The organism is Solidesulfovibrio carbinolicus (assembly GCF_004135975.1).
In the GTDB taxonomy this organism is placed as follows: Bacteria; Desulfobacterota; Desulfovibrionia; order Desulfovibrionales; family Desulfovibrionaceae; genus Solidesulfovibrio; species Solidesulfovibrio carbinolicus.
Window position 1 is genome coordinate 1,306,097 of record NZ_CP026538.1, and the last position, 13,681, is coordinate 1,319,777.

A 13,681-nucleotide genomic window follows, 5' to 3' on the forward strand; every position below is an offset into this window, starting at 1 on the left:
GCCATGTCCACCCCCGAAAACCGCGTCCGCATCGTCATCGAGACCGACAACGCCTCGGGACGTCGGGGCATCCAGGAGACCGTTGCCGACCTGGATGCCCTGGCGGCCAAGGGGAAGGCTGTCGACCTCGCTGGCGTGCTCAAGCTGGATGCCAGCGCGGTGACGCAGCCGGTGGCCAAGGCGACCCAAGCCGTGGACGGCCTGGGGGCCACGGTCAAGAAGGCTGGCGAGGACGCCGGCGCGGCCATGGCCACGGTCGGGGCCGAGGTGAAAAAGGTCGGAGCCGAGGCCGACGCCGGCGGCAAGACCGGCCGCGCGGCCATGCGCAACCTGGGCACGGGCGCAGCCGAAGCCAAAGCCCAGGCCGAGGCGCTCGGCGCGAACCTCTCCGACATCCGGACGCTGGCCGCCCAGCTGGCTCCGGTCCTGGTCGCGGCTTTTGGCGTTGACCAGGTCATGGCCTTCGCCAGCCAGGTGGTGGGCGCGGCCATAGCCATGGAACAGCTCGCCGCCACCTACAAGGCCGTGTTCAAGGACAACGCCGCCGAACAGCTCCGCTATGCCGCCGGCATGGCCGACGCCTTCGGCAAGAGTCTGTTGGACGTGGCCGGCGCGTACAAGAAGTTCGCGGCCGCTTCCGAAGCGGTCGGCCTGTCCACGGACAACCAGCGCCGCACCTTCGAGGCGGTCACCGCGGCCATCACCAAGGTGGGCGGCAGCTCCCACGATGTGGCCGGCGCGTTGCTGGCCCTGGAGCAAATGCTGTCCAAGGGGACCGTCCAGGCCGAGGAATACCGCCAGCAGTTCGCCGAACGCATTCCCGGCGCGCTCAAGATGGGCGCGGACGCCCTGGGCGTGACCACGGCGGCGTTCCAAAAGATGATGGAGAACGGCGAAGTCATTTCCAATGACTTCATCCCCAAGCTGACGACGCAGCTTGAGAAGTTCGGCGACGGCTGGCAGGCCACGGCCGACACCGCCGCCGCCAATGCCGAGCGCCTCAAGAACTCGTTTCTGGAGCTGTCCAACTCCCCGGCTTTGACCGGATTCGTGACCGTCGTCGAAAAGGTCGGCACGGCCTTCAACAAGAACCTGACGCACAACCTCGAACAGTTCACGGTGACCTACCGGGCGCTCATGGCCGAGGCCAAGGGCGAGCTTTCGCCGTTCGCCACCTGGAGCAACTCCCTGGAGGACCTCAAGAAGCAGCTCGACGCCCTGGACCAGCGCAAGGCGACCTACGTCAAGGACCTCAAGGACCAGGCCCAGGGCCTGGCCGAAGCCCTGGTCAAAGTCCAGACCCATCAAGTGGATTTCGGGCCGTCCGGCGAGACGGTCGACCAACTGCGGGCCAAGCTCAAGTGGTTCCAGGAACAGATCACGGCCCTGACCGGCCAGACCTGGGTGGTCAACGTCGTGGCCCAGGTGGACAACTCCCAGCTCGTCCAGGCCAAGGCCTACATTCAGGACCTCATCAAGGGCACGACCGAATACAAGACCCGGAGCCTTGAGGCGAAGCAATACGCCCTGGACAACGCCGTCAACATCGTCGCCAGCAACAAGACGACGGTTGAAACCAAGCTGGCCAATCCGAATCTTGACCTGCGCGAGGCCGATGCCTTGTCCCGGGAACTGCAAAACCTCAACGGCCAGCTCGCGGACGCAAGCCTGGGGTACAAGGAGCTGGGCAAGCAGCGCGAGGAGCTGGCCAGACAGCAGATCAAGGACAACGGCGCGGTGGCCGGCTTCAACGCCGGCCGGGGCGGCGTCAATGAGTCCGAACTGGACAAGGGCACCCGGGTGTCCGACGCCCATGCCCTGTCCATCGCCCGCCAGACGGACGCCTATGCCGAACTCCAGGCCGGATTGACCAATCTGCCGGGGTATTACGAGAAGGTGCGCCGCATCCAGGAGGCCGAGGACAACACGGTCAAGAACCTGACCAAGTCGAGCAACGCCGCCGCCAATGCCATGGAACGTTTTGAGTCCCGGGGCGCGGCCTATCTCCAGTCCATGGAAAACCAGATGGACGCGCTTTCGGCCCAGCTTGGCGGCGATAGCCTGGCCGCCGATCTGGCCAAGGTCGACAAGCGCTACGACCAGCTGCGAGCGACTATCAAAAACGCCATGATCGGGGCCAAGGGCGACGTGGCCGACTACCAGGCGGCCCTGGCCAAACTCGATGAGGCCCGGGCGCTGGAAAAGCAGATCGTCCAAGTCAAAGCCTGGGAAAAGGCCATGGATACGGCCGCTGCCACCCTCAAGGAGCTTGGTCGCCTGACCGGCGACCCGGACTTGCTCTACGCTGGCGCGACAACGGAACTCCAAAAGTGGGAGGAAGCCCAGGAAAAAACTATCAAGAGCTCCTACGCTAACGAGGCCGACCGCGTTCGAGCCTTGGCCGAACTCAAGGAAGAGGTGCGCCTCAAGGAGCTGGAGAACCAGAAAAGCGCCTTCGCCGAGCTGGCCGGGGTGTCCGACAACTATTGGAAGGCCGCCTGGGCGCTGCTTGATGAGCACCTCAAGCGGGTCAAGGACAACTGCGACAGCGAAGTGGCCTATGAGGCCTACGCCGCCAAGAAACGGTCGGAACTGCGCAAGCAGGAGATCGAGGACCGGCTTGAGTACGAGACGGATTTCCTTTCGACGTTAAAAGACGCTCTGTCTCTGGAATTCGGGCTTTACAAGGACGCCGGCACGCGTCGGCGCGACGCCTGGGTGTCGCTGTCCAAGGAGATCGCGACCGGCGTCCATGACCTGTCCGACGCCATTGCCGGCGGGGCCACCGACGCCTTCAAGGCCTGGATCACCGGCAGCGGGAGCATGGCCGACGCCTTCAAGTCGGCCATGGATTCCATGCTCGACTACCTCATGACGATCATTCAGAAAATGATCGCCTATGCCCTGGAAAACTACGTCATCATTCCCATTGTCGAGTCGGTGGTGGGCGCCGACTCCGGTTCGCTGACCGGCTCCGCCTCCGGCTCGGGCACCAATTCCCTGTCATCCTCCGCTTTGTCCAAGATCACGAGCAAGGCCACGGATTATGGCATTTCCAAGGGCTTGAGCTACGTCGGCGACCTGTTCAGCAGCGGCGGCACCTCCCTGGCCTCGCTGTCCGCCGCCTCGGCCACGGAAATGGGAGCCCTGGCCTCGACCGGGGCCGGCGCGGCCACCACGGCGGCCATGACCGGCACCACGGCCGGCGGCCTGGGCGGCTATACCGCCGTCACCTCGGGCGCGGCCTCGGGCGGGGCGTTGGCCGGGGCTTCTTCGGCCGGCATCGGCCTGGGGACCGCCCTTGGCGTGGTCGGCGGCGTGGCGGCCCTTGGCGGCCTGCTGGCCATGGGATTTTCGCAGACCAAGACCGAGGAAAAGACCGGTTCCGGCATCCGCGTGGCCATCATCGGCGATTCCACCAACGTGACCGGCACGGACTATTACAAGGTTACGACCAGTTCGATGCTTGGCGGTTCGTCCACCTCGCACGAAATCCGTTCCACCGGGCCGGCGGACTCCGAAACGACCAGCGCGGTCAATGACGCCCTTGGCACCTACACCACGGCCATCAAGGCCGGCTTCAAGGAGCTTGGCGTCGAGACCGCCGACAGTTTGAAGAACTTCTATTTCCCGGAATGGGACGTCGCCCCGGGCCAGGAAGAGGACTATTACAAGAACGTCTCCAACGCCAAAGTGGGCAAGATATTGGCCGATTCGGGCCTGACCGGGGCCTGGTCGGCCATCGCGGAAGAGGGGGAATACTGGATCGAGCAGCTTGACCGCCTCTATTCCTCCCTGGCCACGGTGGGCACGGCCACCAAGCAGATGGGCCTGTCCCTCGAAGCCCTGGCCGGCGAAGACTACATTGCCGCCCTGGTCGACAAGATGGCGGCGGCCGAAGACTCGGCCGGGACGGCCAGCCTGGACTTCGAATCCCTGGCCGGCGTGCTGGATGACGAAACCCTGGCTTCGCTCAAGGACATGCAGGAGCAAGCCGCCGCCACCGGCGAGGAAGTTCAGGCCACAAACGAGCAGCTCCGCCAGCTCGCCCTGACCCAATACGCCAGCGAGATCGTGGCCGCCTTCGGCTCCACCGACGCCGCCCAAAGCGCCTTCAACCGGTTTTTCAGCAACGCTTATTCGTCCACCGAGCAGGCGACCCGGCTCATGCAATACTACGCCGAGGGCGCGGGCGAGGCCATCGGAGCGCTCAACCAGTCGGGCGTGACCCTGGAAAACTTCTGGTCGTCGTACCGCGCGGCCATGGAATCCGGTCCCATGAGCGCCGGGGAGCTCAAGGCCTGGGACGACGCCGCGCAGTGGGTGGAGGCCTGGGGTTCCTCCCTGCAATCCGCCGGGCAGACCTGGGACGACCCAATCAGACCTTGATCGACGGCATCAACGCGCAGATCGCGGCCCTGGAGCAGCAGCGCGACGCCATCGAAGAGACCCTCGACCTCTGGTCCGACTTCCTGGCGAGCATCAAGGACCTACGCCGGTCGATCAAGCTGGACGACAACCTGTCCGATCTGTCGCCCTATGAGATTTACCAGGAGAAAAAGGCCGCCTTTGACGAGACAGCCGCCAAGGCCCGGGCCGGCGACGCCGAGGCCATGGCCCAACTGCCGGAACTGACCCAGGCCTATCTGGACGCTTCCCGGGACTATTACGCCTCCTCGGAAAACTACTTCGCCGATTTCGAGCACGCCGACGCCACCCTGGCCAGCCTGGAGGATTACGCCCAGGTGCAGGTCGACCAGGCGCAGGCCCAGCTCGACGCCATTAACAATGAAATCGCCATCCTGACCTTGCAGGTGGACCAGCTCACCCTGGTCAACGCCAACCTGGGGACGCTGGCCAATGCCTGGGGCGACGGCGTGTCGGCCATTGTCTCGGCCATCAACGATTCGAGCTTTTCCAGCGCCTATGCCGACTCCATCGCCGCCGCCAACGCGGCCCAGGCTGCCGCCGCCGCTTCGCTCCTGGCCACGCTCTCCGGCGGGTCATCGAGCGCCGAAGCCGCGACCGCCTCGGGCTTCGATTGGACCAGCCTTTTCTCCGGCAATCAGGTCGAGGAAGACGAAGACGGGACCATCCATTTCGTCGGCTTTTCCGAGGGCGGCTTGGCCCGGGGCGGGATTCGCGGTGTGGACAGCATCCCGGCCAAGCTCATGGACGGCGAACGGGTCTTTGCCACCAAGCACACGCAGATCCTGGAGTGGCTGTCCGAGGGCGGCAACAAAACGAACGTGGACACCTCCGGCATCGAGCGCCGGCTTGACCGGGTGGCCGCCACCTCGGCCCTGGCCTCCCGGGCCAATCAGGAAGCCATCGAGGGCCTGCGCGGCGAGATGGTGGCCGTCTCGCGCAAGCTGTCCCGCGTGGTCCGCAAGGAGAGGACGCGCTGATGCTGACCAAACTCATTTCCGAACTCGCGGCCGGCATTCCCAGCCGCACGGCCGAAATTCCGGTCAACATCGCCGGCGTCACCTGCAAGTTGAAGATTGAGGACTTACTGCGGCTGGCCACCCCGGCCGACAGCGGCGCGGCGGCGGCTTCCCATGGCTTGCTGGCCCATGTTGTCGCCGGCCTGACCAACGGCCATGTGCTGGTGGCCACCGGCCCCGCGACGTTTGAGTTCCGCCGGCTCACGGAATTTCACCTGCCCAATCCGGCCGACATCGACGTCAAAGGCAACGCCGCCACGGCCTCGCGCTTGCTCAACCCGAGCCAGATCGCCGGCGTCGTTTTCGATGGCTCGCAAGCCATCGCCATTCCCCATGGCAATCTGGAAGACGCAGGCACGAAATCGCATGCCGATCTGGATGCCCACGTGGACGACGCGACCAGGCACCGGGTCATCAACGACGCCGGCACGACAGAGACAGACTTGTGGAGCGCAGCCCAAGTCATAGGCGGGCTGTCCACCAGGGCATCCACCAACCACAATCACGCTCTGGCCGGGCTGTCCGAGCGGGCTTACGCCTCCCTGACCAATCGGCCGGCCTTTTTCGCCATCATTGCCGTGGCCGGCCAAACGAGCATCACCGCCGACGTCGAGGCCGACACCCTGACCTTGGTGCCCGGTTCGGGCATTGCCATAACCACCGACCCGACCACCGGAACCGTCACCATCACGAACAATGGCGGCGGCATTCCCGGGGCGCATGGCCATACCGGCCCGGCCGACGGCGGCACCGTGAGCCACGCGGCGCTCACCGGCGTGGACACGGACACAGCGACAAGCGCTATCCACCATACCCTCGGGACAGGAGCCAACCAGGCCGCGCCGGGAAACCATGGCCATGCCTATCTGCCGTTGACTGGCGGCGCGCTGACTGGCGCGCTGACGATAATGGGCGGCACGGCCTGGCATTCGGGCAATGACGGCCCCGGTTCCGGCCTGGACGCCGACACCGTGGACGGCAGACACGCCGACGAACTCGGTTCGTCGGCCCTTCGCTTCGTTATGGCCCAACTGTTCGGGGGCTTTTGATGGCCATGGCCTATCTTGTGGAAATCGACGCCTATGTGCCGGCTGCCTGGATCACCGGCGCTGACGGCGTCGGGCTGCTGGCCGATCCTGGCACGGCCCTGGCCACCGAGCCCCGGGTGGAGACCCTGCGCTTTTCCTCTGGCCTGGGCTTCATGTCCCGGCCCGATGACCGGCCGCCAAACGCCTACTACGAACCGCGCGTCAGCGTGCCCTTCAACTTCGAGAGGCTCATTTTCACCGATGGCACCAGCGCCGGCGCGGCCGATACCGGTTACGGCGAGATCGAACTGGTCAACCCCGATGGAGAACTGGATTTCCTGGCCGAGTGCGGCCTGGATGGTCGGCAGGTCCGGCTGCTCCACGGCGACGAAGCCGGACCGCTCGCCGACTTTGAGCTAGTGTTCGTCGGCACCGTGACCCAGCCGGAATTCTCCTGGCGAAGGGTGGTCCTGCCCGTGCGCGACCGGGCCGAGGAGCTGCGCAAAGCCATCCAGCAAAACGTCTACGCCGGCAGCAACCAAGGACCGGCCGGCGTCGAGGGCACGGCCGACGACCTCAAGGACAAAGGCAAGCCGCTGACCTTTGGTCGCTGCCGCAACGTGCCTGCCACCTGCGTCAACGGCTCGACCCTGGTCTTCCAGATCCACGACGGCCCGGTGGCGGCCATTCCGGCGGTCTATGACCGGGGCCTGGCCATGGCCGCGACCACGGATTACCCGACCGTGGCCGCCTTGACCGCCGCCGCATTTGCCGCCGGGCAGTACGCCACGTGCCTGGCCATGGGCCTTTTCCGCCTGTGGTCCAGGCCGGACGGGGCCGTGACGGCCGATGTGGACGGCGACGCCACCGGCGGCGTCCTGGCCGGTTCCGTGGCGGCCGTCATCCGCCGCATCGCCCTGACCCGGGCGGGCCTGGCCGAGGCGGATATGGACCGCGCCGCCTTCGAAGCCCTGGAGGCGGCCAATCCGGCCTTGGTCGGTTACTTTCAGGACGGCGGCAGCAAGGCCGAAATCAACGACGTCTTTGACGCCCTGTGCGCGTCCATCGGGGCGTGGTGGTGCTTCGACCGGTTGGGGCGGCTCACCGTGGGTCGCCTGGAGGCTCCGGCCGGGGAACCCCTGGCCACGTTGACCCCGGTGGAACTGCTCGACTCGGGCGATGGCCTGGAAATCCTCCCGGCCCATGATCTGGCCGACGGAACGCCGGTCTACCGCGTCTCCCTCGACTATCAGCGCAACTGGAGCCGCCAGGACGACAACGATCTGGCCGGCGGCGTGGCCGACGAGCGCCGGGCCTGGCTGGCCGAGGACTTACGCACCGTGGCCGCCACGGACGCGAGCATCCGCGCCGTCCATCTGCTGGCTCCGGAACTGACCGTCGAGACGCTTTTGGATGACGCCGAGGCGGCCCGGGCCGAGGCCGACAGGCTGCTGGCCCTGCATGGGGCGGCCCGCTTGCGGTTGGTCTTGCCGGTCAAGTGCGAGTACGCCCGGGGCCTGGACCTGGGCAATGTGATCGCGGTGCGGATAGCGCGCTTCGGCCTGTCCGGCGGCCGGCTGTTCGTGGTCATCGGCATGACCGAGGAGTACGAAACCGGCCGGGTCACCCTGGAGGTGGTCGGCTGATGGCTGCCTGTCTCCTGTGCTGGCCCAACTACGCCGACGCCGCCAGCTATTCCGGCGGTGTCTGGCAAACGCCCCTGGTCAACCTGCGGGATCGCTTCCTGACCAAGGTGGCCAGGACGGCCGGGCTATCCCTGGAAGCCACGCGCTTTGACGTCGATCTTTCCCGGGACCGCACCATCAAGGTGGTGGCCATCCCCGGCCACAACCTGTCGCCATCGGCCCGCATCCGCGTCCGACTCTTCGCCGACGCCGCCAGGACGATCCTCCGGGCCGACTCCGGTTGGCTGGACGCCTGGCCGGCTATCTTCGCCACTGCTGATCTTGAATGGGAGGCCGACAACTGGTGGTCCGGGCGCGTGCTGGCCGAGGACGTGGCCCGGTTGCCCCGGTCGTATCTGTACGTGCTGCCGCGCCAAGCCTTTTGCCGCTACCTGTCCGTCGACCTCGACGACCAGGCCAATCCGGCCGGTTATATCGACCTGGCCCGGCTGGTGGTGGCTCCGGGCTGGGAACCACTATTCAATTTCAGCTACGGCGTGGGCCTTGGCTGGGAATCGGCCACCCTGGCCGAAACCTCCCTGTCCGGGGCCGAGCATTTCGAGGAGCGGCCCCCGTCGCGCGTGGTCTCGTTCCGCCTGGACTACATGAACCGCGTCGAGGCCACCAACCAGGCCCTGGCCATGACCCGCGCCCTGGACGTCTCGGGCGAGGTGTATTTCGTGTTTGATCCCGCCAATCTTCTGCTCATGCAGCAACGTTCTTTCCTTGGCCGCCTGCGCCAGCTCTCGGCGCTTGAGCATGTGGCCTGCAACATCAACGGCATGGCCTTTGAGATCAAGGAGGTGGTGGCATGAGCCAGGCCGCAGACCGTTTGGCCGTTTACTACAACCCCGGCGACCATGACCCGGCGACCAACCCCGGCGGCATGGCCGCTGGCGGCCATCGGGACAATTTCATCCCGGCCCTGCGCGACATGGCCGCCGTGGCCCTGGAAGTCGCCGTCAACGCCGCCAAGGCAGAGGAATCCGCCGCCGCCTTGCGCGGGGCAACGCTGTCCGGCGGCGGACTCGTGATCGCCTCGCCCACGGATACCGAGGGCGGCAGTCTGGCCGCCAAGCTCGAAGTGGCCGGCCTGGACAAGTCCGTCGTCAACGTCGGCGGCAATGAGCGGGTGCGCCTCGCGGCCCGGGACGACGCCGGTTCGACGCTCTACCTCGCCCAAACCTGCAACGCTTTCTAGGAGACCTCCCATGGCGGAAAAACCCATATTCCCGGGCGTGATCGCCAATGCCGGCGCGTCCATTTCAAACGCCTCCGGCACCACGAAGCAGATCCTCTATACGGCTGCCGTCGGCCTGCGCGTAGACCAAATCCGCGTGTGCAGCACGGACACGGCCGCCGTGTTGCTGGTCTTTTCGCTTGGCCTGTCCGGCACGGACTATCCCCTCGGCGAAGTGCTGATCCCGGCCGGGGCCGGCACCGGCGGCAGCACGCAATGGGTCGATGCCCTGGCTATGCTCAATAACGATGAATCCATGTTTCTCGAAAGCGCCGCTGTGCTCAAGGTCAACGCCAAGGTGGCCGTAACCAGCGGCAAGACCATTTCCGTGACGCTTTTTGGCGGCGACTATTAAAGGAGGCGACCATGCCGGCTAGCGGATTTGACCATGGAATCGCCAGCGCCAAAGCGGCCAAAGGCTCCCCTTGGGTTGCCGTCTGGACCCCTGGCGTCAATCTGGCCAATTTCTACAACCTCTACGACTCCAAGGGGGACGTGACGATCAGCGTGGCCACGTCCATCCCGACCACGTTGGACGGTCCTATCCAGGTCGCCCGATACGGGGCGTTGACCGTCAATGCGGCCTTGACGGCATCGCAACGCTGTCGTGGGTTGATGCCGCTGTGTGATTCGTTGTCAGTGGGTGTGGCCGGCTCTATCTCCATGACGGCCCGAGGCGCGGCCGGCTCCAAAAATTGGGCTGTGGACAGAGACATCTTCGTCCCGCAGGCCATCACATTTACCGGTAAAAACACCAGTTACGCCGATTTTCTCAAATGGATTCGCACCACGGCCTACTGCATCTTTGACCCGAGCATGTATGCCTGCCCGCCTCCTGGAATGGGTGACGTGCAATGCGATTGGGCGACGTGGACGCCCTATGGCAGCACCATCATTTCGGCGGCCGGGTGTGGTGTAGGTATCGCCGGTGCAGCATATCCTGCCACGTCCAGCCTCAATGGGTCCACGGGCGGGGCCGGCACAAATGGCGGAACGGGGGGAGGAGGTCGCGGAGGGATGGCCTCCGGTGGAGCCGGAGCGGCTGCGGTAGCGCGATCTGCGCCTGGAACCGCATGGGGCGGTGGGCCGGGAAGCGCCGGAATCTATGTTGGATCGGCGAACCTCGTAAATGCCGAACCGGATATGTGGGGCCGAGCAGGTGGCCCGTCACAAGGGAATTATGATGCTGGCGGCGGCGCTGGCAATCCTGGCGGGACCGGAGCAGCAGCAGGTGCGAAAGGTGCTGATGGAACCGGCGGCATCCTCATCGGCATTGTACGCGGCGCAATCAGTCTCGCGGCAGGCCATGCCTTCTCTGCGCTTGGTTCCGCAGGCGGCAATGGCGTAGCCGCGAACTCCTGCGGCGGAGGTGCCAGTGGTGGCGGAAGCGTCAATCTCTTCCATAGTGGTGCTCTGACGGGGACACCCAACCTTCTGGCGACTGGAGGGCCAGCCGGAACCGGCTCCGTTCTGGGTGGCGCAGGCGGCACAGGATCAACCCGGGTTCAACCATTCGCTCAAATGGGTTGGAGTTAAACAATGAACATCATCCTACTGCACAACTCCTTATCCGCCGCTTCACGGGATTTCCTGGCCGCCCTTGGCGTGCCCATCCCCGAGGGCGACGACGTCACCGTCACTATCGGCACTGACACGGTACGCATCGTCTCCGGCCATGACGCTTGCGTGGCGCTCTGTCCAGCATTTCCTGGTTACCCGGTTGCCCTAATCGGAGAAAGCGAGGCCCAGCGAATACTGGCCTTCCCGGCTTCCTGGGACGCTGTGGCCGCCTGGGCGGCCGACCCGCCTGCAGATGCCACACCGACTGCAATTGCCGAAATGAGCCGCACCCGGTTCCTGGCCCGCTTCACCCCGGCCGAGCTGATCGCCGCCCGGGAGCTGGCCAAGACCGACGTGGTCGTCGACCTCTTTTGGATGCAACTGCTCGCCGCCGACGTGATCGACCTGACCTACCAGCCGGTCATCGACGGCGTGCGCTATCTCGTGGGCAAACTCCCCGGGTTCGACCAGGCCCGAGCCGACGCCATCCTGGGGGTGACCCCATGACCCGCCGTATCCTGTCCATCGACGGCGGCGGCATCCTCGGCCTGATCCCGGCCGTGATCCTGGCCGACATCGAAGCCCGGGCCGGAAGGCCGGCCGCCGAGCTGTTCGACCTGGTTGCCGGGACCAGCACCGGCGGCATCATCGCCTGCGCCGTGGCGGCCGGCATACCGGCCCGGGACGTTGTCGCCCTCTACCGAGAGCGCGGTAGCGAGATATTTTCCCGGTCGCTCGGGCATCGCCTCGCCACGGGGTTTGGCCTGTGGGGGCCGCAGTACGGGGCCGGCGGCGTTGAGGCCGCCTTGGCCGCCGTCTTCGGGGATCGCCGACTGTCGGGTTGCGGGGTGGGCCTGCTTATTCCGGCCTACGACATCGAGGCCAGGACTCCGCACCTGTTTAAGTCGCACAAGGCGCAGGATTATGCGTGGCGGGACTACTACCTGCGCGACGTCTGCCGGGCGACCAGCGCCGCCCCGACCTATTTTCCGCCAGCGCGGATCACGTCCCTGGCCGGAGACACGGCCACCTTCGTAGACGGCGGACTGTACGCCAACAACCCGGCGGCCTGCGCTCTGGCCCGGGCGGCCAAGGCTGGCAGCCTCGAAGATGTGATCCTGGTGTCCTTAGGGACCGGCCAGATCGAGCGGCCCTACCTATATGACGTAGCCCGCCGCTGGGGTTTGGCTGCGTGGGTCCGGCCACTCCTCGACTGCATGTTCGACGGGCAAGCCGACACAGCCGCCCATCAGTGCAAGGCGCTTCTGGGGGACCGGATGGTGCGTATACAGCCGGCGCTGCCGGGTGAGCGGGCCATGGACGACGCCAGCCCCAAGGCCCTTCAAACGCTGTCCGCCATTGCCCGGGGCGTGATTGCCGACCAGGACGCACTGTTTGATAAGATTTGCGAGATGACGCTGCCCAAGGCGGCGTAAAAGCGGAGCAGGCGAGACGGATTGCAGCCGTCTCACTGGCCCGGCGAGGCAACGCCGGTCCACCGGCTTGCGCCAGCTGCTCCCTGCCCTCGATCTGGCGACCAGGGGTGCGACGGGCGTAGCAGGGCAAGCGTAACCTGTAAAGAGAAGGGAATGAAGGACATACGGTGCGGCGAGTGCAATAAATTGTTGGCCAGGGGAGAGGCGCTTTCCCTCTCCATCAAGTGTCCCCGCTGCGGGACCATGAATCTCCTGAGGGCCGCGAGCCCCGGACAAGAGCCCCAAGAGGCCCCATCAGGAGAACGCATTGTATGTCGGGAGTCTGTTTAGCGGGGCTGGCCTTGGCGACATCGCCGCCGAAGCGATCGGTCTTTCTCATGCCTGGTTTTGTGAGTGTGATCCATTCGCCCGTGCCGTCCTGGAAAGGCGCTGGCCCGGTGTCCCCGTTTATCACGATGTGAGGGACATCCATGGGCAAAACGTCAAACCAGTCGACATCGTCATCGGCGGCTTCCCCTGCCAGGACATCAGCTGCGCCGGCAAAGGCGCGGGCATCACGGGCGAACGCTCGGGCCTGTGGTCCGAATACGCCCGAATCCTTCGCGAGCTACGACCCCGGTACGCGGTCGTGGAAAACGTCAAGGCGCTGCTCGGCCGGGGCCTCGACCGAGTTCTTGGGGACCTGGCCGAGGTCGGGTATGATGCGGAGTGGGATGTGTTCCCGGCGGCAGCCTTTGGCGCCCCGCATCTGCGTGAGCGGGTTATCCTTGTTGCCTACCCCGGCGGCGATCGAAGGCCAGCCCGTGCGCCAATACTTGCGCCGGGAGGAGACCTGGCAATCCACGGGCAACCTGACGGCCCGGTTGATTGGAATGGCCTACGGCTTGCGGGACCGCAATCCCAGGCCGCCGTATCGGCTTATAGCGGCCCCGTCGTTTGTCGAGTGGATGATGGGGGTACCCATTGGCTGGACCGACTTAGGTGTCTCGGAAACGGCATCACGCCTGCTGTCTTGCGGTGGGTTATCAAAAGAATTCTCAGCGCCTCAAAAAACCGATCCTTGAGAAGTACCCTCAACCGAAAGCCAGACTAACAATGAAACATTGAACCGAGCAAACCAGTTTGGCTCCGTTTAACAGCCGAGTCAAACTGGTTTTCAAAACAAAAGAATCAAGAGACTCACCAATCGCCCCAACTGCCGAACGACAGCCATCAAAAAAATACACATTAACGTCGACAAACACACTTATTTACACACATATACGACAATGATTTTAACTATTCC

Annotated in this window: 13 protein-coding genes; 11 read left to right on the forward strand and 2 right to left on the reverse strand. The window is 65.2% G+C overall.

Annotated features, from left to right (window positions below; all coding sequences use genetic code 11):
• Window positions 1-3 precede the first annotated feature (3 nt).
• The 7 genes from C3Y92_RS05780 to C3Y92_RS05810 are packed head-to-tail and all read left to right on the forward strand — an operon-like array spanning window position 4 to window position 9,755.
• Window positions 4-4,389: a tape measure protein gene (locus C3Y92_RS05780; protein WP_129350504.1), complete on the forward strand. Its 4,386-nt coding sequence runs from the start codon at window positions 4-6 to the stop codon at window positions 4,387-4,389.
• Window positions 4,386-5,408, forward strand: coding sequence for a hypothetical protein (locus C3Y92_RS05785; protein WP_129350507.1), 1,023 nt, complete (start codon window positions 4,386-4,388; stop codon window positions 5,406-5,408). The genes C3Y92_RS05780 and C3Y92_RS05785 overlap by 4 nt, the downstream gene beginning before the upstream one ends.
• Window positions 5,408-6,496, forward strand: a complete 1,089-nt coding sequence (locus tag C3Y92_RS05790; protein WP_129350510.1) for a hypothetical protein — start codon at window positions 5,408-5,410, stop codon at window positions 6,494-6,496. Before C3Y92_RS05785 ends, C3Y92_RS05790 begins: the two co-directional genes overlap by 1 nt.
• Entirely contained in the window at window positions 6,496-8,121 is a 1,626-nt protein-coding gene (locus C3Y92_RS05795; RefSeq protein WP_129350513.1) for a hypothetical protein, read from the forward strand. Before C3Y92_RS05790 ends, C3Y92_RS05795 begins: the two co-directional genes overlap by 1 nt.
• Entirely contained in the window at window positions 8,121-8,975 is an 855-nt protein-coding gene (locus tag C3Y92_RS05800; protein WP_129350516.1) for a hypothetical protein, read from the forward strand. Before C3Y92_RS05795 ends, C3Y92_RS05800 begins: the two co-directional genes overlap by 1 nt.
• A complete protein-coding gene (locus tag C3Y92_RS05805; RefSeq protein WP_129350520.1) occupies window positions 8,972-9,361 on the forward strand; it encodes a hypothetical protein in 390 nt (129 codons plus the stop codon). Before C3Y92_RS05800 ends, C3Y92_RS05805 begins: the two co-directional genes overlap by 4 nt.
• Window positions 9,362-9,371: 10 nt before the next feature.
• Window positions 9,372-9,755 carry a hypothetical protein gene (locus C3Y92_RS05810; protein ID WP_129350523.1) on the forward strand — a complete coding sequence of 128 codons (384 nt, stop codon included), beginning with the start codon at window positions 9,372-9,374 and terminating at the stop codon, window positions 9,753-9,755.
• Window positions 9,756-9,876: 121 nt separating this feature from the next.
• Here the strand turns inward: C3Y92_RS05810 and C3Y92_RS05815 are convergent, their stop codons facing one another.
• Entirely contained in the window at window positions 9,877-10,116 is a 240-nt protein-coding gene (locus C3Y92_RS05815; RefSeq protein WP_129350526.1) for a hypothetical protein, read from the reverse strand.
• Window positions 10,117-10,567: 451 nt separating this feature from the next.
• A complete protein-coding gene (locus C3Y92_RS05820) occupies window positions 10,568-10,804 on the reverse strand; it encodes a hypothetical protein (protein WP_129350528.1) in 237 nt (78 codons plus the stop codon).
• A gap of 135 nt (window positions 10,805-10,939) precedes the next feature.
• Here C3Y92_RS05820 and C3Y92_RS05825 point away from each other — a divergent pair, with 135 nt between their 5' ends.
• The 4 genes from C3Y92_RS05825 to C3Y92_RS05840 all read left to right on the forward strand — a co-directional run bounded on the left by C3Y92_RS05825 (window position 10,940) and on the right by C3Y92_RS05840 (window position 13,489).
• The gene (locus C3Y92_RS05825) at window positions 10,940-11,467 is read left to right on the forward strand and encodes a hypothetical protein (protein WP_129350531.1); all 528 of its coding nucleotides are present in this window, start codon (window positions 10,940-10,942) and stop codon (window positions 11,465-11,467) included.
• On the forward strand, window positions 11,464-12,396 hold the full coding sequence (locus tag C3Y92_RS05830; protein ID WP_129350534.1) for a CBASS cGAMP-activated phospholipase: 933 nt from the start codon (window positions 11,464-11,466) through the stop codon (window positions 12,394-12,396). Before C3Y92_RS05825 ends, C3Y92_RS05830 begins: the two co-directional genes overlap by 4 nt.
• A gap of 153 nt (window positions 12,397-12,549) precedes the next feature.
• On the forward strand, window positions 12,550-12,726 hold the full coding sequence (locus tag C3Y92_RS05835; RefSeq protein WP_129350537.1) for a Com family DNA-binding transcriptional regulator: 177 nt from the start codon (window positions 12,550-12,552) through the stop codon (window positions 12,724-12,726).
• Entirely contained in the window at window positions 12,704-13,489 is a 786-nt protein-coding gene (locus C3Y92_RS05840; RefSeq protein WP_129350540.1) for a DNA cytosine methyltransferase, read from the forward strand. Before C3Y92_RS05835 ends, C3Y92_RS05840 begins: the two co-directional genes overlap by 23 nt.
• Window positions 13,490-13,681 lie beyond the last annotated feature (192 nt).

Bases quoted from the DNA above. Each gene is read 5' to 3' on its own strand.
- C3Y92_RS05780 (WP_129350504.1), top strand. From the start codon at position 4: ATGTCCACCCCCGAAAACCGCGTCCGCATCGTCATCGAGACCGACAAC.
- C3Y92_RS05790 (WP_129350510.1), top strand. From the start codon at position 5,408: ATGCTGACCAAACTCATTTCCGAACTCGCGGCCGGCATTCCCAGCCGC.
- C3Y92_RS05795 (WP_129350513.1), top strand. From the start codon at position 6,496: ATGGCCATGGCCTATCTTGTGGAAATCGACGCCTATGTGCCGGCTGCC.
- C3Y92_RS05800 (WP_129350516.1), top strand. From the start codon at position 8,121: ATGGCTGCCTGTCTCCTGTGCTGGCCCAACTACGCCGACGCCGCCAGC.
- C3Y92_RS05805 (WP_129350520.1), top strand. From the start codon at position 8,972: ATGAGCCAGGCCGCAGACCGTTTGGCCGTTTACTACAACCCCGGCGAC.
- C3Y92_RS05810 (WP_129350523.1), top strand. From the start codon at position 9,372: ATGGCGGAAAAACCCATATTCCCGGGCGTGATCGCCAATGCCGGCGCG.
- C3Y92_RS05815 (WP_129350526.1), bottom strand. From the start codon at position 10,116: ATGTCTCTGTCCACAGCCCAATTTTTGGAGCCGGCCGCGCCTCGGGCC.
- C3Y92_RS05820 (WP_129350528.1), bottom strand. From the start codon at position 10,804: ATGGAAGAGATTGACGCTTCCGCCACCACTGGCACCTCCGCCGCAGGA.
- C3Y92_RS05825 (WP_129350531.1), top strand. From the start codon at position 10,940: ATGAACATCATCCTACTGCACAACTCCTTATCCGCCGCTTCACGGGAT.
- C3Y92_RS05830 (WP_129350534.1), top strand. From the start codon at position 11,464: ATGACCCGCCGTATCCTGTCCATCGACGGCGGCGGCATCCTCGGCCTG.
- C3Y92_RS05835 (WP_129350537.1), top strand. From the start codon at position 12,550: ATGAAGGACATACGGTGCGGCGAGTGCAATAAATTGTTGGCCAGGGGA.